The 18,548-nt window shown below is 68.7% G+C and carries 21 protein-coding genes; 10 read left to right on the top strand and 11 right to left on the bottom strand.

Features of this window, described 5'->3' with window-relative positions; translation table 11 throughout:
- Positions 1-12 precede the first annotated feature (12 nt).
- Positions 13-2,742, top strand: coding sequence for an FtsK/SpoIIIE domain-containing protein (locus tag OG738_RS13635; protein WP_329054106.1), 2,730 nt, complete (start codon positions 13-15; stop codon positions 2,740-2,742).
- Positions 2,739-3,146: a hypothetical protein gene (locus OG738_RS13630; protein ID WP_329054105.1), complete on the top strand. Its 408-nt coding sequence runs from the start codon at positions 2,739-2,741 to the stop codon at positions 3,144-3,146. Before OG738_RS13635 ends, OG738_RS13630 begins: the two co-directional genes overlap by 4 nt.
- On the opposite strand, the gene OG738_RS13625 is transcribed toward OG738_RS13630, so the two are convergent.
- The 5 genes from OG738_RS13625 to OG738_RS13605 all read right to left on the bottom strand — a co-directional run bounded on the left by OG738_RS13625 (position 3,143) and on the right by OG738_RS13605 (position 8,810).
- Positions 3,143-3,571 (bottom strand): YbaB/EbfC family nucleoid-associated protein, encoded by a 429-nt coding sequence (locus tag OG738_RS13625; RefSeq protein WP_329054103.1) that lies wholly within the window; start codon positions 3,569-3,571, stop codon positions 3,143-3,145. The genes OG738_RS13630 and OG738_RS13625 overlap by 4 nt on opposite strands.
- Before the next feature lie 124 nt (positions 3,572-3,695).
- Complete coding sequence (locus OG738_RS13620) at positions 3,696-4,274, bottom strand: hypothetical protein (protein ID WP_329054102.1); 579 nt, start codon at positions 4,272-4,274, stop codon at positions 3,696-3,698.
- Positions 4,274-5,476, bottom strand: coding sequence for a putative T7SS-secreted protein (locus OG738_RS13615; RefSeq protein ID WP_329054100.1), 1,203 nt, complete (start codon positions 5,474-5,476; stop codon positions 4,274-4,276). The genes OG738_RS13620 and OG738_RS13615 overlap by 1 nt, the downstream gene beginning before the upstream one ends.
- Positions 5,473-6,192, bottom strand: coding sequence for a hypothetical protein (locus OG738_RS13610; RefSeq protein WP_329054098.1), 720 nt, complete (start codon positions 6,190-6,192; stop codon positions 5,473-5,475). Before OG738_RS13610 ends, OG738_RS13615 begins: the two co-directional genes overlap by 4 nt.
- 140 nt (positions 6,193-6,332) lie before the next feature.
- Entirely contained in the window at positions 6,333-8,810 is a 2,478-nt protein-coding gene (locus tag OG738_RS13605; RefSeq protein ID WP_329054096.1) for an endonuclease/exonuclease/phosphatase family protein, read from the bottom strand.
- A gap of 126 nt (positions 8,811-8,936) precedes the next feature.
- Between OG738_RS13605 and OG738_RS13600 the strand changes: the two genes are divergently transcribed.
- Positions 8,937-9,884, top strand: coding sequence for a CapA family protein (locus OG738_RS13600; RefSeq protein WP_329054094.1), 948 nt, complete (start codon positions 8,937-8,939; stop codon positions 9,882-9,884).
- 293 nt (positions 9,885-10,177) lie between these two features.
- On the opposite strand, the gene OG738_RS13595 is transcribed toward OG738_RS13600, so the two are convergent.
- Positions 10,178-10,603 (bottom strand): limonene-1,2-epoxide hydrolase family protein, encoded by a 426-nt coding sequence (locus OG738_RS13595; protein ID WP_329056695.1) that lies wholly within the window; start codon positions 10,601-10,603, stop codon positions 10,178-10,180.
- A 100-nt stretch (positions 10,604-10,703) separates the two neighbouring features.
- Positions 10,704-11,624: a TauD/TfdA dioxygenase family protein gene (locus OG738_RS13590; protein ID WP_329054092.1), complete on the bottom strand. Its 921-nt coding sequence runs from the start codon at positions 11,622-11,624 to the stop codon at positions 10,704-10,706.
- Positions 11,625-11,944: 320 nt separating this feature from the next.
- Between OG738_RS13590 and OG738_RS13585 the strand changes: the two genes are divergently transcribed.
- Positions 11,945-12,319 (top strand): hypothetical protein, encoded by a 375-nt coding sequence (locus OG738_RS13585; RefSeq protein ID WP_329054090.1) that lies wholly within the window; start codon positions 11,945-11,947, stop codon positions 12,317-12,319.
- The gene (locus OG738_RS13580; RefSeq protein ID WP_329054089.1) at positions 12,316-12,888 is read left to right on the top strand and encodes a hypothetical protein; all 573 of its coding nucleotides are present in this window, start codon (positions 12,316-12,318) and stop codon (positions 12,886-12,888) included. Before OG738_RS13585 ends, OG738_RS13580 begins: the two co-directional genes overlap by 4 nt.
- On the opposite strand, the gene OG738_RS13575 is transcribed toward OG738_RS13580, so the two are convergent.
- Positions 12,881-13,648, bottom strand: coding sequence for an SDR family oxidoreductase (locus OG738_RS13575; protein ID WP_329054088.1), 768 nt, complete (start codon positions 13,646-13,648; stop codon positions 12,881-12,883). The genes OG738_RS13580 and OG738_RS13575 overlap by 8 nt on opposite strands.
- A 450-nt stretch (positions 13,649-14,098) precedes the next feature.
- Positions 14,099-15,007, bottom strand: coding sequence for a hypothetical protein (locus OG738_RS13570; protein ID WP_329054086.1), 909 nt, complete (start codon positions 15,005-15,007; stop codon positions 14,099-14,101).
- A gap of 31 nt (positions 15,008-15,038) precedes the next feature.
- On the opposite strand from OG738_RS13570, the gene OG738_RS13565 reads away from it, so the two are divergent.
- From OG738_RS13565 to cutA, 4 genes are all read left to right on the top strand, one after another.
- Positions 15,039-15,335: a hypothetical protein gene (locus OG738_RS13565; RefSeq protein ID WP_329054084.1), complete on the top strand. Its 297-nt coding sequence runs from the start codon at positions 15,039-15,041 to the stop codon at positions 15,333-15,335.
- A 2-nt stretch (positions 15,336-15,337) separates the two neighbouring features.
- Positions 15,338-15,724: a hypothetical protein gene (locus OG738_RS13560; RefSeq protein WP_329054082.1), complete on the top strand. Its 387-nt coding sequence runs from the start codon at positions 15,338-15,340 to the stop codon at positions 15,722-15,724.
- 65 nt (positions 15,725-15,789) lie between these two features.
- Positions 15,790-16,170 carry a hypothetical protein gene (locus tag OG738_RS13555; RefSeq protein WP_329054081.1) on the top strand — a complete coding sequence of 127 codons (381 nt, stop codon included), beginning with the start codon at positions 15,790-15,792 and terminating at the stop codon, positions 16,168-16,170.
- A gap of 20 nt (positions 16,171-16,190) precedes the next feature.
- Entirely contained in the window at positions 16,191-16,532 is a 342-nt protein-coding gene (gene cutA / locus OG738_RS13550; RefSeq protein WP_329054080.1) for a divalent-cation tolerance protein CutA, read from the top strand.
- Here cutA and OG738_RS13545 read toward each other — a convergent pair.
- Positions 16,467-17,732 carry a hypothetical protein gene (locus OG738_RS13545; protein ID WP_329054078.1) on the bottom strand — a complete coding sequence of 422 codons (1,266 nt, stop codon included), beginning with the start codon at positions 17,730-17,732 and terminating at the stop codon, positions 16,467-16,469. The two genes, cutA and OG738_RS13545, sit on opposite strands and share 66 nt — an antisense overlap.
- Before the next feature lie 249 nt (positions 17,733-17,981).
- On the opposite strand from OG738_RS13545, the gene OG738_RS13540 reads away from it, so the two are divergent.
- Positions 17,982-18,182: a hypothetical protein gene (locus OG738_RS13540; protein ID WP_329054076.1), complete on the top strand. Its 201-nt coding sequence runs from the start codon at positions 17,982-17,984 to the stop codon at positions 18,180-18,182.
- On the opposite strand, the gene OG738_RS13535 is transcribed toward OG738_RS13540, so the two are convergent.
- Positions 18,179-18,535, bottom strand: a complete 357-nt coding sequence (locus OG738_RS13535; protein WP_329054075.1) for a winged helix-turn-helix domain-containing protein — start codon at positions 18,533-18,535, stop codon at positions 18,179-18,181. The genes OG738_RS13540 and OG738_RS13535 overlap by 4 nt on opposite strands.
- Positions 18,536-18,548 lie beyond the last annotated feature (13 nt).

The following is an 18,548-nucleotide window of genomic DNA, read 5'->3' as shown; positions in this document are numbered from 1 at the left end:
TTGGGGACGCCGATGGCCAACAGGGCAGCCGAACAACGCAACCGCGTCGAAACCGCGCTCGACCGCGTACGCCACCAGATCGGACTGGTGCTGGGCGCGGCGGCCGGAGCGCGCCAAGCCGCGGAGGCCGACCTCGCCAAACTCGAGCTGGAGCGCGACATCGTCCGCGTCGGCATGAACCACGCCACTCCGGAACAGCAGAGCGAGTGGTCCAAGCACCCTGCCGCGCACGAGGTGTTCGGCGCGCTCGGCAGCGTGCGAAGCGCTTTCTACACCGACTGGGGCAACGGCCCCGCGACACTGCGCGAACTCGTCTCGCAGAACGCACCCGGCCCGGCCGGACTGCCGCCCGGTGACTGGCTCGGGCGCGTCGGCCACAACGCCGGCATCACCTCGCCCGGCCTGTGGCGCGTCGGTTCCGCGACGGCGTCCGGGAGCGACGCCACCCGCACGTTCGACGTCGCCGTCCCGCTGCTCGACGAGTCGCACCTGGCGATCACGTCGGCGCCGAAGACGCGCCCGACCATCGACGGCATCGTGCAGAACCTGCTGATCCGGGTGCTCTCGACGTTCGAACCCGGCGCGGTGCGCGTGCACCTGTGGGACATCGGGCAGCTGACCGCGATCCTGCCCGACCTCTACCCGCTGAGCCGCACGAGCGCGCTTTCGCTGTACGACCCGGGCCGGCTCGAGGACCTCCTCGACGAGCTGGCCGGGCACATCCGCCGCATCCACGCGACCGGCATGCAGGCGGGTCACACGTCGCTGCGGGAGCTGCGCATCGCCCGGCAGGAGCGGGTCGAGCCGTTCCGCATCGCCGTGCTGTACGGCAACGGCGAAACGCTCGAGCCGGAACGCGCCCGCGACCTCAAGCGCGTCGCGAGCGGGGCGCTGGCCGCGGGGATCTGCCTGATCATGATCGACGTGCCGACTGCCGTGAGCGCGTCGGTCGAAACGCTGAGCCTGATCGACGATCGGCACGCGATCAGCAGCATGACCGGCACGGACCTGGTCGTGGACCTCGATCCGCCGATGCCGTCCGGGCAGGTCATCCGGGCCGCCGACCGGATCGCCGCGGCGCTGATCGCCAAGCAGGGCGGGCCACGGTCGTTCGACGACCTGCTGCCGGCCGAAATCGGGCACGAGAGCTCGGCGCGGGAACTGCGCGCACCGGTCGGGTTCTTCGAAGGCGAGCCGGTCGAGGTCGTCATCGGCGACGCGAGCCCGCACGCCCTGATCGGCGGACCGTCCGGTTCGGGCAAGACGAACTTCCTGTACGCGCTGCTCGGCAGCCTGGCGGCGCGGTACTCGCCGGACGAGCTGGCGCTGTACCTGCTGGACTTCAAGGAAGGCGTCTCGTTCGCCGGGCTGGCGCCGGGGCGCAAGGACGCGAGCTGGCTGCCGCACGCGCGGCTCGTCGGCGTCAACGTCAACACCGACCGCGAGTTCGGCCTGGCGCTGCTGCGGTTCCTGGCCGACGAGCTGCGGCGCCGGTCCGCGGCCGCGAAGGAGCACGAGGTCACGAACCTCGCCGACCTCAGGGAAGCCGACCCGGGCGGGCACTGGCCGCGGATCGTCGCGGTGATCGACGAGTTCCAGTACCTCTTCGCGGGCCGCGACCAGGTGACGGCCACGGCGACCCAGTTGCTCGAGGACATCGCGCGGCGCGGTCGTTCGCAGGGCATCCACCTGGTGCTGGCCAGCCAGGACGTCGCCGGCATCGAAGCGTTCTGGGGCAAGCCGGCGGTGTTCGAGCAGTGCACGCTGCGGATCGCGATGCCGAAGGCGCGGCGCGTGCTGGCCGAAACGAACAACGCGGCGGTGTCCGCCCCGAAGTGGCACGGGGTGATCAACCACGACTCCGGTGTCGCGCACGGCAACCAGCTGGCCCACATCCCGGACGCGAGCAGCAAGGACGTGTTCGTCCGGCTGCAGCACCGGCTGTGGGAGGAGTACCAGGGCCGGTTCCCGCGCCCGCGCCTGTTCGACGGCGCGCATTCGCCGGTGCTGGAACAGTTCCCGGCGTACCTGGACCTCAAGCCGAGCTCGCGGCCGCGGGCGCTGCTGGGCCAGTCGATCGACGTCACCGAGGCCGCGTGCGGCGTCGACCTGTCGTGGGCGCCGGGCCGCAACATCGCGGTGCTCGGGTCCGCGACCGCCGAAGCACTGTCCATCATGGACTCTTCGGCCCGGTCGCTGGCCCGGCAGTACGAGCCGGGTGAAGTCGAGTTCGTGCTGGGCTGCACGATCGAGGCGTGCGCCCCGGCGGTGCTGGAGCTGACGGACCGGCTGCGCGCCGACGGCCACACCGCGACCCTGGTCGACGACCTGACGGCCACTTTGGAGTCGATGACCGGCGCGATGGCGGGCGGCGCGAAGATCCTGCTGCTGTACGGGGTCGACGCGGCGCTGCCGGCGTTGGAGGCGAAGGCCGTCGGGCAGCTGAAGAGCGGTCTCGACCACCTGCGGATGGTGCTGAAGCAGGGCCCGGGCCACGGCGTCCACACGATCGGCTGGTGGCGCAGCATCGCCCGGCTCAAGGACACGCTGGGCTTCGCGGGCACCGACGACATCGGCACGTGGGCGGCGCTCGACGTCCAGGGCAACGAGCTGGCGCCGTTCGCGGCGGGCCAGGTGGTGCACTGGTCGCCACGCCCGGGTCGCGCGTTGTTCTTCGACCGCACGACCCACGGCGCCCCTGAAGTGATCATCCCGTTCCAGCGCCCGGAGAACGACCGATGACCGACGACGGTGCCACCGCGGCCATGCGGTACAAGGAAATCATCGCCCTCTCCCGAGGCTCGGCGGAGAACCTGCGCGCCTGGGAGCTGGCACGCGCCGAAGAGCTGCAGGGCGAGATCGAGGAAGCCCAGACCGCGATCGAGGTGGCAACCGAGCGCGAGGCCCGCGCGGCCGAACGCGCGACGCGCTGGTGGAAGATGGCGCTGCACAACATCCAGGGCCTGCTGTGGCTTCCCCCGGGCGACGAACCCCGCCCGGTCCCGACGGCGCGCCCGGCGTACCTGGAGCGGTACCTCGAAGAGGTCAAGCCGAGCTACCAGGAGCTGGTCCAGGCGGTCCTGGCCCTGGGCTGGCGCGCCAAGCGGGCGGCGGCGAAGCGCGGAGAGCAGCACCCGCCGGTTTAGACGTCGAAGACGGTGCCGTAGGGCTCGTCGTCCTCCCCCGGGGCGGCCCTGCGTTGCGGGGCCGGCCGGGTTGGCCGGGCTGGCTGCGCCGGCGTCTGCCAGGTCGGTTGCTGCGGTGCCCCGCCCGGCGGCACCGGCGCCCGCTCCGCAAGCCGCCCGCCCGCGGCGACGGCCTCCCGGACGGCGGCGGTGATGGTCCGGCTCAGCGTGACGGCGTCGAACCGCATGGCTTCGGGCGCGAGCCGCACTTCGCTGACGACACCACCAGGCCCGGCGAGCACGGTCACGGACCGATCCGGCGAGGTGACGGTGGTGTGGTTGCTCCCGGCGATGCCCGCGAGGAGGCGCTGGTTGTCGGCTTTGCGGTCTTCGATCTGCTTGAGCTGCCAGCGCATTTCCTCGATCAGCTGCGCGTTGTCGCTCATGCCACCCTCCCCGGGTGCTGCGGTGTGTGGACGAACTTGTAGTGCTTGGCGAGCCGGTTGACGGTCAGGCGCCAGCTGTTGCTCGCGTGACCTCTGGCTGCGCGCGAACCGGACGATCCCGACGTCATCCGGCCGCCTCGTCGCTGCGCAGGCTCCAGGCCACCTTCGCCGTGGCTTCCGCGACAGCGGGCCACGCATCCTCGGACTCCGCGACCACCGACAGGATCACCACGGACCGGTTGTCCGGCAGGGGAATCTGGTACTCGCCCTTGATCTGCGCGCGTACACCCTTCTCGGGGAGGCGGAACTCGCCCTCACTGATGGCGACGATCGCCGGGCCGATCGGAAGCCGGACCGGACGCACGACCGCGTGCTTGTGCCGGCCCCGGTACTGCTCGGCCAGCGCCGCCACCACGGCGTCCCGGTTCGCGGGCGCGGTCTCGGGCCACTGCGTCACGCCCAGCGTCAAGGTCGCGACATCGCCCTTCCGGGTGCCGACGGCGAACTTGCCGAACACCCGGATGCCGTTGGCCTGCATGGCCGGCACCAGCGCCATCAGGTAGCTGCCGAACTCTTCGATGGACGTCCCGGCCCCGGCGGCCACGTTCTCCGCCACCATCCAGGCGTGGCTGCGGTTCAGCCGGTCGCCGGTGCCCACGGGCATGCCCGAGAAGCCCGGAGGGAGGTCGATCTGCAGCGGCATCAGTTCCACACCTCGTCTTCCGCCCGCTCACGCTGACGCGCCGGTGCGTTGTCAGCCTGCATACCGGCGTCGGCCGCGTTCCAGACCGCCACCCCCGCCCACGCCGCGGGCCCGACGACGAGCGTGCCCGCGGCCACCGCCGCCTGACTCGAGTCTTTGGGCACCCAGTAGTTCTGGAAGTCGTCCCAGGGGCTTTCGAAGTCCTTGCCGCCCACGCCCTCACCGATCCCCTGCTCGGCGAACAAGCCGTAGGTCGCCACCTTGATCGCGGTGTCCGGAAGGACGTCAGCGGCGCCGGCCAGCGACGTGGCCGCGCCAAGCGCGTCGAAGGTCAGCGTCTCGGTCGAGACGTCGGCTCCGGCCGCCTTGGCCACCGCATGACCGGTGAGTGCGCCGAGCCCCAAGCCGGTGGCGATCCCGCTCATGACCTTGTCGGCCGGAGGCGGTGCGAGGTCACTCAGGACGCCGATGCCGTTGCCCATGTCGCCCACGACGTCCGAGAGCTTCGAAATCAGCTCCGCGTGGTCCTGGACGAAGTCCCACGCCTGGTCGACCCCGTCCGCGATGGTGTTCGTCAGGTCGGACAGGGCGCCGCCCACCGCGTCGCTCAGCTTGTCGAGGACGCCCGGCTCGTCCGGGGCCAGCTCCTTCGCCTTCCGCAGTGCCTCCGCGACCCGGCCGGCCGCTTCGCCGTGCTCCTGCTGCAGCTGCTTCGCCGCGTCCTGGATGTTCTGGCAGCCGTCGATCGCCGACTGGAGCTGCCGGCCCGCGTTGTCCAGGAGCTGCTGGGCGATCTGCAGGGACGGCTGGTCCGGAAACGTCCGGTTCGCGAGCGCCAGGTCCGGGTTCGCCCGCGCCGCCTCGGCCGCCTTGGCCGCCGCCTCTGCCCGTGCCTCCAGGTCCTTCGCGCGTTTCTGCAGGTCACCAAGATCCTGGGACCACTGCTCGAGTGCGTCCGCGGCCTCGCCCATCGAACGGGCCGCGCCCTCGAGGTACTGCGGCAGGGGGCCGATGCGCCGCGCGAACGCTTCGCTCGCCTCGCCCTGCCAAATGCCCTGCTTGCGGACGATCTGCCGCAGCGAATCGTCCGCCTCGGCCAGGTCCTTGCTCACCGCGCGGTACTTGCCCGCCAGGTCGGTGACGCCGTCGAGGTCGCCGGGCGCCGGGTCGAAACCCAGGGCCGGGAAGTCCTGGGTGCTCATCGGTCACGCCCGTCCAGGATGTCGGTGATGCCGCCGGTCGCGCCGCCGCCGACCATGCCGCCACCGGGATCCGGGTCCCCGCGCTCGGCCTGGTCGTTGCTGCCGGGCACCCCGCCCATCACACCGCCGCCCACCATGCCGCCACCGGGATCCTTGCGCGCGGCCAGGTCGTTGATCCCCGGCACCCCGCCCATCACACCGCCACCGACCATGCCGCCACCCAGGTCCGCGCCCGGATCCTTGCGCTCGGCCAGATCGCCGATCCCCGGCACCCCGCCCGTCACGCCCCCGCCGACCATGCCGTCGTCACCCAGCACGTTGCCCAGCGGCCCCGGTGAGCCACCGCTCGGCCCGCCGACCCGGGGGTAGTTCCCGCGCTGTCCTTGGGGCAACGTCGGGTCGTCGCCGCCGCCCAGCACCGCCGAGCCGAACTTGTTCAGCTCGGCGCCGAACTCCGCCTCGATCTGCTCGTACTTCTGCTTCGCCTGCTTCAGCCGCTCCGTGATCCCCGAAGCCGCCTCGCCGAGGCGGCCGATGCCGTAGCCCCAGGCCTCCTCGAACTCGCCGCCCGCTTTGCCCAGGTCGGCCGTGCCCAAGGACCCGAACGCCCCGCCGCCGCCGAGCTTCTTGTCGGCGTCGGCCATCTTGCCCGCCGCCGTGTCGAGGTCGTCGATGAGCTTGCCCAGCTCGTCGACCTTCACCGCATACCCGTCCACGCCACCTCCCCTGTGGTCCGTCAAAAGGTAAGACGGCACCGCACGCTACGCGGTTCCATCGTCACCCGGTGGAGTGGACCGGGAAAAGGCCACCATCGGGGCAACCCGCCCCCGACGATGGCCTTTCCTGCCCCAACGGCTTACGGGAAGTACTTGTCCAGCACCTGCTCCAGGTAGTCGAGCAGGTCGTTGATGCCGTCCTGGATCGCGTTGCCGGTGCTCGGCCGGAACCGGATCACCTGCGGGTCGTGGTCGCTGGCCTGGTCGGCGAACTCCGCGTTGATGTGGACGACGTCGTAGTCCACCCCGCGCGGCGCCTTCGACGCCAGGATGTGGTCCAGCACCTGCGACTGCCCCTCGAACACGTAGCTGTACCGCTCGGCCTCGGGCACCGAAGCGATCAGGTCCTTCAGCGCGCCACCGGCGGTGAGCGTCTGGACCGCGGGCGAGAACGGGTAGTCGTTCAGGTCACCGGCCACGACGACGTTCGCGTTCTTGTCGGACGCCAGCAGCGAGTCGACGAACCCGCGCAGCACCGTGGCCTGCTTCTGCCGCTGCACCTCGGAACTGCGCACCGGCGGCTGGAACCGGCCGTGGGTCGGGTGGTCGCCACCCTTGGAGTTGAAGTGGTTGGCGATGACGAACACCGTGCGGCCCTTGAAGACGAACTCGCCGGCCAGCGGCTTGCGACTGGTCGTCCAGGCTTCGTTCGTCGGGTCGACACGACCCGGCGACGCCGTGAGGTGCGTCTTCCCGTGCTCACGAACGACGCCGACCGCCGAAGTCGAAGTCCCACCCGGACGGTCCACAAAGGACACGCGAGCCGGGTTGAACAGGAACGCCACCCGGATGTTGCCGCCCGGCTGGCCGCCGTCCTGGTCGTTCACCGGGTCGATCGAGCGCCACTGGTAGCGCGGGCCGCCCTTGGCGACGATGGCGTCGGTGAACTTCTGCAGCGTCTGGTCCGCCGCCACGGTGCCGTCGTCGGTCGCGCCCGTGTTGTCCTGGATCTCCTCCAGGTTCACGATGTCCGGCGTCGCCAGGTGCGTCACGATCGCCTCGCCGAGCCGGTCGTACTTCGCCTGCGGGTCACTCGGCGCCAGGTTCTCGACGTTGTACGTCGCGACGGCGAGCTCGCCCGAGCGCTGCTTGCGCGTGGTCTCGGCCTGCAGCCCGTTGTCCTTTTCGGTGCCGAGCACGCTGGCGAACAGCGTGTAGCCGCCGAAGTTGCTGTACTCGACGGGGCCCGACGTGGTGCCGGTCAGCACGTCACCGACGTTGAGCTTCGGGAACGGCCGCTGGTCGAACGGGATGAGCGACGACACCTTCATGACACCGCTGTTGAGCTGGTCGTAGCCCAGGTAGACGCTGCCGCCGCGCACGGACTCGTGCTGGTCCGGCTTGCTCGTCACGTACAGCTCGTTGAACGAGTTCGACGGGCCGACGACGCGGGCGTCGGTGACGCTGACGATCTCGCTCTCGTGCGCCTCCCAGAAGTCCAGCGCGTACTTCGACGGCTCCAGCGGGAGCGACTCGATGTTCCCGCCCGGCGACGGCGCGTACGTCGTCGGCACGGTGTCCGGGTCGAGCACGGTCGGCGCGGGCAGCGCGTTCCCGTGCGAGTCGACCGTCCACTGTGCACTGCTCAGCTCGGTGAGCGACTGGTAGTTCGACGTCGCCGGCGCGTCCGGGTAGAACTCGCGAACGGTGCCGGCCGCGGTCACCGCGTCGCCGACCGCGACGGCCGGGCTGGTCGAGCCGGTGTAGACGAACAGGCCCTCGCTGGTGCGCGGGTCGTTGTCCGGGTTCGGGTCGGTGAGCCAGAACCCGCGCGACGAACCGAACGTCCGCGTCGCGGTGACGACCCCGGTGACGCCGCTGACCTTCTGGTCCTTGAACGGCGAAAGGCGCGTGGTGCCCTGGATTTCGTGGATCTTCGCCGGGGTGCCCGGCGCACCGGGGTTGCCGCCGCCGGTCGTCTCGCCCTTGGTGTTCGTCGGGGACGGGTCGCCGACGGTGAAGTCGGCCGCGTTGTCGTCGGTGTCGGCCAGCGAAGTGCCGCGGGCGACGGACGTCGTGTTGGACGGCGCGGCGGTCGGGTTGCCTTCGCGCACGGTCGCCGTGCCGAACCCGACGAGGTCCTTGATCCGGGGATCGGCGGCGCAGTCCGCGGCGGTCTTGCAGGTCAGCGCGCTGGTGCCGGAGACGAGGGCGATCGTGCCCGCCGTCGCGGACATCGCGATCGCGCCGGTCGCATCCGGTGCCGGCAGCGCGACGGTGCCGCCGGAACCCTTGCCCTCGGCCACGAGGTAGCGCCCGCCCGGCGCGACGCTGCCGGCCAGCTGCGTCACCTGCCAGGTGCTGGACGCGCTCGGCGAGCCGGACAGGTACTGGACGCTGAAGCCGTCGACGCTCGTGGCGCCGGTACCGTGGTTGGCGAGTTCGACGAAGTCGTTGGTCAACGTGGCGCCGGAGTTGCCGCCACCGCCGTAGACCTCGGCGATCACCGCGTCGGCGCTGGGTGCCGCGAGCGCGACCGGTGCGGCCACTCCGCCGAGCACCAAGCCCGACGCGACGGCCACCGTCAGCGCGGTCTTGGATCTGTGGGTCTTGATCACCCTGAGTCCCCTTTGTGCTTGAACAGTCGTGGCATAGTCCCCCGAAGAGATGAGGAGGAGGAAGACAAAGATGCAACGATTCGTAACAACTACTTTCGTCGTCACTCGTTCGGCAGAGCAGGTTTCGTGATCACGCTGGTGCTCGGCGGAGACGTCAACGTTCAGGGCCGCGCGACGCCGTCGGAGGCGTTCGAGCACCTGGACCCGCTGCTCAAAGGGGCCGACCTCCGGTTCGTCAACCTCGAAGGGTCCCTCGACGCGCCGATGGCCGAAGCGCTGTCGTCGGCGAGCATCGACGTCGTCTCGTGCGCCAACGACCTCACCTCGATGGCGAGCCTCCCGGTCCTCGACCACGCCGGGATCGCGCACTGCGGCGCCGGCGCGGACCTCGACGCCGCGCACGCACCCGCGGTGCTCGAGCGGTCGGGCGAAAAGGTCGCCTTCCTCGCTTACACCTCACTTCGCTCCCGCGGTCAGAGCGCGCAGCCAGACTTCCCGGGGGTCGCGCAAGCGTTTGCGACCACGGCGTACCAGCCCGATCCGCACGTCATGGAGGTCCCTGGCCGGCCGCCGCTCGTCCGCACCACGCCGGTCCCCGAGCACCTGGAACGGCTCGTCGCCGACATCAGGCGGGCCAAGTCCGGCAATGACCACGTCGTCGTCTCGATGCACTGGGGCCTGCCGGGCGCCGAACTCACCGAATACCAGGTCGCCTACGGCCGCGCCGCGATCGATGCCGGCGCCGACCTCGTCGTCGGACACGGGCCGCACACGATCCAGGCCGTCGAGGTGTACCGCGGCCGGCCGATCCTCTACAGCCTCGGCAACCTCGTCTTCGACTGGCCGTCGATGCGCGGCCGGCACGTCGACGGGCTGCTGGCCGGCTGCATGTTCGGCGACGAACCCCGGCTCGAGCTGATCCCGGTGCGGCGCGACGCCGACAACGAGTGCGTACCACTCGCGGGGGAGGAAGCGGGCAAGGTGCTGAGGTATGTCGCGGACGTCTCGGCGAAGCGCTCGACGACGGTGTCCGTCCGAGAGGGAATCGCGTCGGTTTCGGGCCTGGGCGCGTGACGGCTCGCGCGCGGACTGTTACAGAATCCAGGGCCTCTGTCACCCATCCGGCGCATCTGCCTTAAATGCTCCCTAAGACCGGGAACAACCCGTATGAAGCGGCGGTACGGTCTGCGTGAGCCGCCGGAAAAGTGGCACAGACCACTCCTCGACAGCTCTCGACCAGCACGAACACGTGGGGGAGGGAGAACCATCATGTGGGGGCTGATTGTTCTCAGTTGCGTGTTCGTGCTGGTGCTGGGGATAGCCGCGGTCGTGGACCTTCGGGACCACGACCGCGGCGAACACCGGGTCTAGCGCACGGCCTGCTTCGCCTTGTAGCGACCGAAAAGCGTGCGCGCGCCGGCGAGCGCGACCCGCCCGGCACCCTTCGCGCTCGCGGCCAGCACTGTCGTCCAGTCGAAGTAGTCGCGCCAGAGCACGATGCGGCCGGCTTCGACCTCGAACGTGCCGCAGACCCAGAACTCCGCTTCCCACGCGCCGCGGCGCAGCACGTCCGTGCGTTCGGTGAGCACGACGTTGCCGTCGGAGGCGATGTGGTGCGTCCGCGCCTCGAACCCGGAGCCGAACCGGGCCATGAGCCGCAGCTGCTTCTCGACCGCCGCGACGCCGCGGGCGGGCGGCAACGGCACGTTCTGGTACACGATGTCGCTCGCCGCGAACGTCAGGGCGCGGTCGATGTCGAGGTCCTCTAGGGCCTTCAGGAAACCGGTCACCACTGCTTCTTCGGGGGGCTCCGGGTGGCGGAGCCCCCGGCCCGGGGCGGAGCCCCGGAATGTCTCAGCTTGGGGTTCATCGGTCATGACCCCAGGCTAAGGGTCAGAACGGTCGGTCGCCCGCGATGGCGACGCGCTCCGCGATCCGGACGTGCGGGTGGTAGTCGTTGACCGCGTAGTGCTGCGTCGCGCGGTTGTCCCAGAACGCCACGGAATTCGGCCGCCAGCTGAACCGCACCTGGAACTCCGGCGTGTGAGCCTGCAGGAACAGGTACCGCAGCAGCCGGTCGCTCTCGGCGCGGTCCATGCCGACGATGTGCGTGGTGAACGCCTGGTTGACGAACAGGGTGCGCCGTCCGGTCTCCGGGTGCGTCCGGACCACCGGGTGCTCGACCGGCGGGAACTGCTCCTGCCACTGCGCCAGGAGCGCGGGATCGGAGAACCGGTCGAAGCCGGGGAGGTAGTCGTGCACCGCGGTGAGCCCGTCGATGCGGGTGCGGACGTCTTCGGGCAGGTTGTCGTAGGCAGCGGCCATGTCGGCCCACAGCGTGTCGCCGCCGACGGGCGGCACCTCGATCAGCCGCAGCACCGAGCCGAGCGCGGGGTGGGGCCGCCAGGTGACGTCGACGTGCCAGATGTTCTCGTAGCCGGGCATTGCGGCGGTGCGCTCGAAGCGCGTGACGGCGTCGTCGTCACCCTTCGGGATGAACGGGTTGGTCTCCAGCGCACCCCAGTTCGCCGCGAAGGCGCGCTGCTGCGCCGACGTGATGTGCTGGTCGCGGAAGAAGACCACTTTCCACTCGAGCAGGGCGCGGTTGAGCTCCTCGCGCAGCTCGGAGGTGAGCGGCTCGGCCAGGTCGACGGCGTCAATCTCGGCGCCGATCACCGGGCCCAGCGGGCGCAGCGTGAAGAGGTCGTACGGCTCGCCGCTGCCGCTTCGGTGCAGGACGCGCGGGCCTTCGAGGAGACCGTCGGCGGGTGTGACGGCCTCGCGCAGCGGCCGGGCAGGCAGGTCTACGGACATGGTTGTGCTCCAAGGGTTTGCGGGAATTCGGACGCCGGGCTCGCGTCAGGCAGGGGGCGAGCCCAGGCGGCCGCGGCGCAGCAGGAGCTCCACGGTGCCTTCCCCGACCGACCGCTTGGAGGCGCGGCCGAACCACCGGACAGGCGTGCTTTCCGAGGTGGCGGGCATGTGCCCATGGTCGCTTTCTTCCCGCCCTGCGGTCAAGACGTCCACTTGGTGGAACGCGGTCAACGCCGCAGGTCACCGCGATGCGGGCGGCTCGGGAGCATGAGGCAAGATCTTCCACGATCGGGTGAGCGCCCTTGACGACGGAGGTCCCCATGCCGGAAGGCAGAGGCTCGCGGATCGACAGTGACATCCCGGAGCTTCGCCCCGGGGCCGGTGGCTCCACCACCCGGAACCCCCTGAAGAGGCACGACCGGCTCCGCGCGGCAGCCGACCTGCTCGACCAGGCCACGGCCGCCGACGACAAGGCGGCGGGCAGGTTCGCCGAGGCCCGCGTCGATTCGACGCCGTTCGGCATCTCCCCGCAGGCCCGCGAGCTGGCGGCCCGCTGGTCGGCGGCCTTGGCGGCACGCGAAGCGGACGCGCGCGTCCTCGGCGACGCGACGTCCGACCTGGCGGGCCGGCTGCGCATGGCGGCGGAGAGCACCCGGAGCACCGGCTTCCGGGGCCGGCTGGCGGTGGCGCCGTGACGTCTCCGGTGTTCGAGCACCCGGCGTTGACGTCAGCTGCTTCTTCGTTGGCGTCGTTGCGCGCGGCCGCGGGCCGGATCGGCGCCCCGGACCCGGTCGCGGCCCTGCGGCACCTGGACTGTTCGCCGTCGTCGATCAGCGCGTCCGCTTCGGCGGTCGACGCGGGCGCGTTGCTGGTGACGTCGGCGTCCACGGAGTTCCGCACCGGCGTCGAGCAGGCCGAGACCGGCGGCAGCGCGGAGACGTTCGGCCTCTGGGCGGACACAGTGGACGGTCAGTACGGCGCGGCGGCCCGCGCGGCCGCAGCCACGGCCGCTCTGGGCGTCCGGATCGCTTCGCACCTGGACGAACTGGCGGTGTCGGCCGCCGCGGAGATCACCGCGATCGCGGCGTCGGCTTCGGCGTCCGTCGCGGCGGTGCTCGCGGACGACCGATCGGCCGAAGTGGTGAGCACGGTCAGCACGGCGTGCACGGCAGTGGTCCGGACGGTTTCCCTGAAGGTGGCCTCGTTGTCCACGCTGGTGGCGGAACTGGAACCCGTGACGGCACCGGCGGTCGAGCTCAGCTGAACCGTTCCCGCGCCCAGTCGTCGAAGGGCCTTGCCGGGTGCCCGGTGACCTTCGCGACGTCCAGCGAGACGGGTTCCGGCTCGTCGACGAGGGACGCCCAGTAGGGCAGCGCGCTCGCCGCGAATTCCTCGCCCAGATGAGCTCTTGCTTCGCCCAGCGGCTGTTCTTCCCAACGGACGGGCTTTCCGAGCGCGTCGCCGATGATCTTCACCTGCTCGGCCTGGCTCAGGGCTTCCGGGCCGGTGACGAGGTAGATCTGCTGGGCGTGATCTTCGGTGAAGGCTTCGATCGCCATGTCGGCGACGTCCTTTTCGTGGACGAGCGAGCGCTTGGCTTGCCCGTACGGCGCCCGCACGGTGCCGGTCTTCGCCTGCTCCACCCACCCGAGGGTGTTGGTGGCGAGGCCGGTGACGCGGAGAAAGGTCCAGTCGTCGGTGACGCCGATGATGGCCTGCTCGACTTCACCCCAGAACCCGCCGTCTTCGGCGGCGACCGACGAAAGGTAGACAATCTTCTTGTCCTTGAAAGGCTTTACGGCTTTGTCGATTCCTTCGGCCGAGTAGAAGGGCCAGAGGAAATAGACGGCGTCGACCCCCTCCGCGGCTTCGGCCGGGTCGGTGATGTCGCCTCGGACTACGTCGCCGCCAGGCGCCTTGGCCGGATCGCGAACGAGGACCCGGACGTCTTCGCCGCGCTCGAGCAGCCCGCGGACGACGTGCCGGCCGGTGTTGCCGGTGGCCCCGGTGACGAGGACCTTCATGGTGTGCTCCCTGGTGATCGGGTTCTGCCGATCACGGTCACACTTCAAGAGCCCTTCAAGTCAAGCACCACGGCTGACGCACAACCCTCTACGTGTCACCGGCGGTTCGAGAGGGGATGTCTTTCACATTCGGCCACCCACAACGGTGACCACACCGGGGGTCCGGGGGCGGAGCCCCCGGGTGGGGCCTGGGGGCTTCGCCCCCAGAAACACGGCGAGCGAGGCACGTCGACGCTTTCCGTCGACACACCTCGCCCACTCGCGAGCGGTGGCGGTGGGATTTGAACCCACGGACGGGGATTAGCCGTCACACGATTTCGAGTTCCGAGCCTACCTGTCCAAAGGGGTCTGAAAGGGTGCATTCCCGCAGGTCAGCGCGAACTGTGCAACACCAGCTACACCGCCGAACCTGGCCGAACTGAGACCTCATCTGAGACCCTGCTGCAAGCCTCAGCGTTTGTTGGGCTGCGTCGGCTGCCATGCGGCGGCAAACAGGCGCCAACCCTCCTGAATAGCCGCGGCCGCAAGTCCGGTTATGTTCAACAGGGCCGAGTCAGGTGCAGACAGACGAACCTGTGCAACGTTCTCGGTCACACGCTTGATCTGGTCACGGTCAAGCAGCCCGAGGACCGCCCAGGACTTTGCATGCGCGATCCCGCTACACAGCTTCCACACCAGCAGCATGATGTCGGCTTCTAGGCCGTTCCCTTCGCGACCCGCAGTCTCGACGATGCTGGAGAACCCAACTGTCCTTGATGCGATTAGGCTAACTTCGCTCGATGACAGCCCGGCCGCTCGACCGATGTCTTGAAGCCGTCTCTTCTTGTCCTTAGTAGGAACCGTTTGAGCGTGATCAATTAGCTGACGAGCGCTCTCGTCATCCTTGATGTTGGCCCACTGGAGCCGCAGTCGCCGCAACACGCGCTCGGCGCGTTCACTTGGGGCCAACAGCCACACCGTCGTTGCGGCGTTCTCAAGGGCTGCGCGCAGTAGCGTGAACGGTGCCCGCGCAGGAACGGTGTGGCTATCGACAACCAGCGTGCGAAGAGCTTTGACATGATCGACAGCACTGACCAAACCCCATATGGCTGCATGGGAGATATGGAACGGATCAGTGGCTACGTCGTCCTCAGCCAAGGTGCTGCCCGCAATCGGAGGCGGATGCTCGTCTTCAATCACCCCGGCAAGCGCGTCGACTCGATCAAAAATCTTGGCCAAGTCAGCCAAGATCCGCTGGTCCATCATCAACTGCTCTGGCTCACCCATCGGCGAATTCTTGCTCTCTTCAGCTTGCTCGACCAGCCGAAACGCCGACGAGAGTGTTACCAGGTCCTTGAAGTCGGCGCCTGACCAGCCCATACGCCCCTGCCGGACCCGGTAGAGTGCTCCTATGGCAGCCGACGAGAACGACGACCTCAGCCGCGCGGTGCGCAAGCTCGCCGTCGACCACGCGGAAACCCGCTGGCTCGCGCTGCGCGTCGACGACGACGTCAAAGAGATCCGTGCCGACCTGCGGGCGGTCCAGCGCACTCAGCAGGAGCACACCGACGTCCTGCAAGAGCACACCGGGCGGTTCGACTCGATCGACGCCCAGCTCCGCTCATTGACCCAGATGGTCGGCCAGGTCCTCGAACACCTCGAACCCCCGACCAGCGACCAGCACAACAACTCGGGCGAGCAGGAGTGAGCGTGAAGGGCCTGGCCCCCGGCTACTGGGTCGGCATTGCGCTACGTGAACCGGTATCAGGTTCACGCTACTGGGTTGGCGAAGTTCAGGAACTAGACGACCACGGGCTGCGCCTCACGCTCATCGACTGGATCGTCGGCACAGCGACAGGCTGGGATTTCTACGTCCCGTGGGACAACGTGCTAGGCGCCCACGTCGCCACGCCCGAGCACGACCTAAGGCAATTTGGTGAAGAGGCCGGCCAGTTCCAGACGCGCCACAACGAAGCCAGCAGCACCGAAGACAAGCGTGAAGATGAGCCCTCCCGGCAGGTACGACTCGTCAAAGCAGCGGACATCCCACTTCGTCCACCCGGCGACACGCCCGGCCCGGCCGACAACGAGCCCTAAGTCCCCGCCCACACGACAGGTTGAGCTATGTCGGGCGGCGAAGTCGAAGCGCTAGGCTTGTCGTCATGGAGCCGCCGATGCTGAACGACCACAATCCGGAGTTCAACCAATTAGCGCCGTGCCCATGCTGCAAAGGTGATACTTCATTTCGCGGCTGGGATGACGGAGAGAGTCCCGCGTCAGCCCTTCGGGGGCGACATCATAGGAAAGAAATCGAGCGTCCGGCGTTCTGGTGCGACCACATCTATCGCGTGTGGGACGATAGCGCGGACGAGTGGGTTTACGTGGCCGAGCCGTATAACCTGCCAGACGAGGCGTTTCCCGACCTGGCGTTCCTTCGGAACGAGGGCTGGAAGGTTCTTGTTTCCGCACGAATGGCGCGCCATTTGCCCGGTCGCACTGTTGCCGTCTTGATCAGACGTGGTGAGTTCAGCACGGAGATTTAGCCGCGGGTACCCTCGCCTGCATGACGGACGTGTGGCAGGTTCAGGTAGCGGCCCCCTCGAAGGACGCAGCAACGGCCTTAGCTCGAAGCGCCGTCGAGGCGCGTCTGGCAGCTGGTGCTCAGGTGGTCGGGCCGGTGACGAGCGTGTTCTGGCACCAGGGCGAATTCGGTACCGGCGATGAGTGGCAGGTGCTGTTCAAGACGACCGCGGACGCCTATGCGGACCTCGAACAGCACCTGGTCGAGCACCACGAGTGGACGAACCCGGAGATCACGGCATTGCCCTTGGCGGCCGGGCTAGCGCCCTACCTGGACTGGGTTCGCCGGACGACGAGCAAGCAAGTCGGCGACGCCGGCCACTGACTTGTGGTCCTCGAACCGATCAAGCACTGCCCCGAGACGTTGCTGAGGCCGCGCTGATGCCACGTTCGAGGACAGGTCGAACGCCCTGCCGAGAGACGTAGCCGCATGCTCGACCTCGCCCGCGTCCAAGTACGCGTCGGCCAGCCACGAGAGGTAGAGCGACTTGTCCCGTGCGTGGCTGTCGTCGTATTTCGCCATCGCCGATTCAAGCGCCGGAACGGCCCTGAGCGGGCGGCGAAGCTCCGTCCAGCAACGCCCGGCAATGATTTCCAGTTCGGTCTGGTTATGAGCCCAGCTCGCCCAGTCCGGCGCTTCCGCTGGCACACGAGTGTCTCCGAGCGCTTCCTCGGCCTGGCCAAGCGCGAACGCGGTCTGTTCAGCGTTTCCCGCAACCGCGTACGTCCAGGCGCCGCGCTGGTACAGCAACGACTTAACTGCGGGCTGCGCTGACCTGGCCGCGACTTCCAAGGACTTGTCCGTCAAATCCGTCGCAGCCTGCCCCAGGGAAAGGAGCTGATACGAGCGGAGGCATAGGGCGTTACCAGCCAATTCGGGGTTGCCTCCCTCGTTGGCCGCTTTGAAACTGCGCTCAAAGAGACTCTTAGCGTCGTCGTTCCAACCAGCATCGAACGCCGCCCAGCCGGCCTGTTGCGCCTGCTCACCAAAAAGGGTCAACAGCGCACGCCGGGTCTCACCCGAGAAGTTGCCGTTCTTAAGCAGAGCGGCCGTTTTCTGAACTTCAGTCAGGTAAAGCTGGTAGGTGTCCGCGCCCCCAAGATGGTCATCTAGCCGTCGCAGACGAACCATGTTGTCGCGCAATTCGGTTACCGTGCTGGACCCAAGTCGGGTCCCACTGGTCCTGGCCGGAGCGCCAGCAATTGTGGTAGCTGCGAGTCCGACACCGAGCTTCATGAAATCGCGGCGGAGCACCGAAGAACCTCCATCTCCATTGAGAGTTTCGGTTGCGGAATTGCTCTCTCCCGAGTCGCCTTCCCAGTGCCGCGGGGCTAGGTCAAGCATCTGTCCCGGAATGCGCAGCGCGTCCGCGACCCGTTCGAAGAGTTCGACTCGTTGCGCCTGCACCCGACCGCTGATGTAGTCCTGCACCCGGGAAACGGTCAGCTCGCAGCGTCGCGCGATGTGCGATGCCGAGAAACCGACGCCACCCCACTGCTTTGCCACCTTGAAGATGCCGCCCAAGTCCCGTGCGGCACATGCCGCCTTGAAGTCTGGACGAGTGAGCACCTCCGGAGAGAGGTAGTCCGCAGGCCGTTGCCTTGGCATAACCCATCCTCCCGTAGCGGGGCCATCCGAGACTCATGTTACCGGCGGGTTTACCCACCGTGGGTACTCAATGTGGCCTTATTGCACCCCTGCGACCAGCGGTTTCCTGGATGACGTCAGCGACACCCGAACAGCGGGGCGCACCGAGGTAACACAGGAGACGCAATGGCCAAGAGTTCATTTCCCGGCCTGAAGACAAGCGGCGGCCTGCTTCCCAAACTGATCGGAACCGGTGTCGCCATCGCACTACTGGTCCTGGTCGTGAAGTACCCCGCCGACGCTGCGACCTGGGCCAAGAACCTCGCGGGTATGGCGGGGGACGTAATCGACGGCCTGGTGTCGTTCTTCCGGCAGGTCGGGAACTAGTCATGCAGCCCTACTTGACGTTCGACGGCCGCAAGCCGCGCGTTCAGGGCCTCGATCTGCACGAACGCGTCCTCCAGCGTCGCAGGCCGGTTCGGGGCGTCGGTGGCCGGCTCGGCGTGCTGCTGGCGGATGAAGGTGCCCATCCCCTGCCGGGTCGAGATCAGCCGGGCGTCCTGGAGCAGTGCGTACGCCCGCTTGAGCGTGCCGACCGAGACACCGAACTCATCGGCCACCACCTGGTGCGGCGGCAGCTTGTGGCCCACCGGGTATGTGCCGTCCTCGATGCGGGCGCGGATGGTGTCGGCGACCAGCTGGTACGACGCGCGGGGGTCGTCGGGATCGAAGTTCTCCACGTCGTTCAGCGTA

It is taken from the genome of Amycolatopsis sp. NBC_01488 (assembly GCF_036227105.1).
Taxonomy (GTDB): domain Bacteria; phylum Actinomycetota; class Actinomycetes; order Mycobacteriales; family Pseudonocardiaceae; genus Amycolatopsis.
Note: the sequence above shows the minus strand (reverse complement) of the source record. Positions and strands in the feature narration are given on the sequence as shown.

Bases quoted from the DNA above. Each gene is read 5' to 3' on its own strand.
- OG738_RS13585 (WP_329054090.1), top strand. From the start codon at position 11,945: ATGCCGGAAGGCAGAGGCTCGCGGATCGACAGTGACATCCCGGAGCTT.
- OG738_RS13615 (WP_329054100.1), bottom strand. From the start codon at position 5,476: ATGAGCACCCAGGACTTCCCGGCCCTGGGTTTCGACCCGGCGCCCGGC.
- OG738_RS13570 (WP_329054086.1), bottom strand. From the start codon at position 15,007: ATGGGCTGGTCAGGCGCCGACTTCAAGGACCTGGTAACACTCTCGTCG.
- OG738_RS13625 (WP_329054103.1), bottom strand. From the start codon at position 3,571: ATGAGCGACAACGCGCAGCTGATCGAGGAAATGCGCTGGCAGCTCAAG.
- OG738_RS13635 (WP_329054106.1), top strand. From the start codon at position 13: ATGGCCAACAGGGCAGCCGAACAACGCAACCGCGTCGAAACCGCGCTC.
- OG738_RS13555 (WP_329054081.1), top strand. From the start codon at position 15,790: ATGGAGCCGCCGATGCTGAACGACCACAATCCGGAGTTCAACCAATTA.
- cutA (WP_329054080.1), top strand. From the start codon at position 16,191: ATGACGGACGTGTGGCAGGTTCAGGTAGCGGCCCCCTCGAAGGACGCA.
- OG738_RS13575 (WP_329054088.1), bottom strand. From the start codon at position 13,648: ATGAAGGTCCTCGTCACCGGGGCCACCGGCAACACCGGCCGGCACGTC.
- OG738_RS13565 (WP_329054084.1), top strand. From the start codon at position 15,039: ATGGCAGCCGACGAGAACGACGACCTCAGCCGCGCGGTGCGCAAGCTC.
- OG738_RS13630 (WP_329054105.1), top strand. From the start codon at position 2,739: ATGACCGACGACGGTGCCACCGCGGCCATGCGGTACAAGGAAATCATC.
- OG738_RS13590 (WP_329054092.1), bottom strand. From the start codon at position 11,624: ATGTCCGTAGACCTGCCTGCCCGGCCGCTGCGCGAGGCCGTCACACCC.
- OG738_RS13620 (WP_329054102.1), bottom strand. From the start codon at position 4,274: ATGCCGCTGCAGATCGACCTCCCTCCGGGCTTCTCGGGCATGCCCGTG.
- OG738_RS13540 (WP_329054076.1), top strand. From the start codon at position 17,982: ATGGCCAAGAGTTCATTTCCCGGCCTGAAGACAAGCGGCGGCCTGCTT.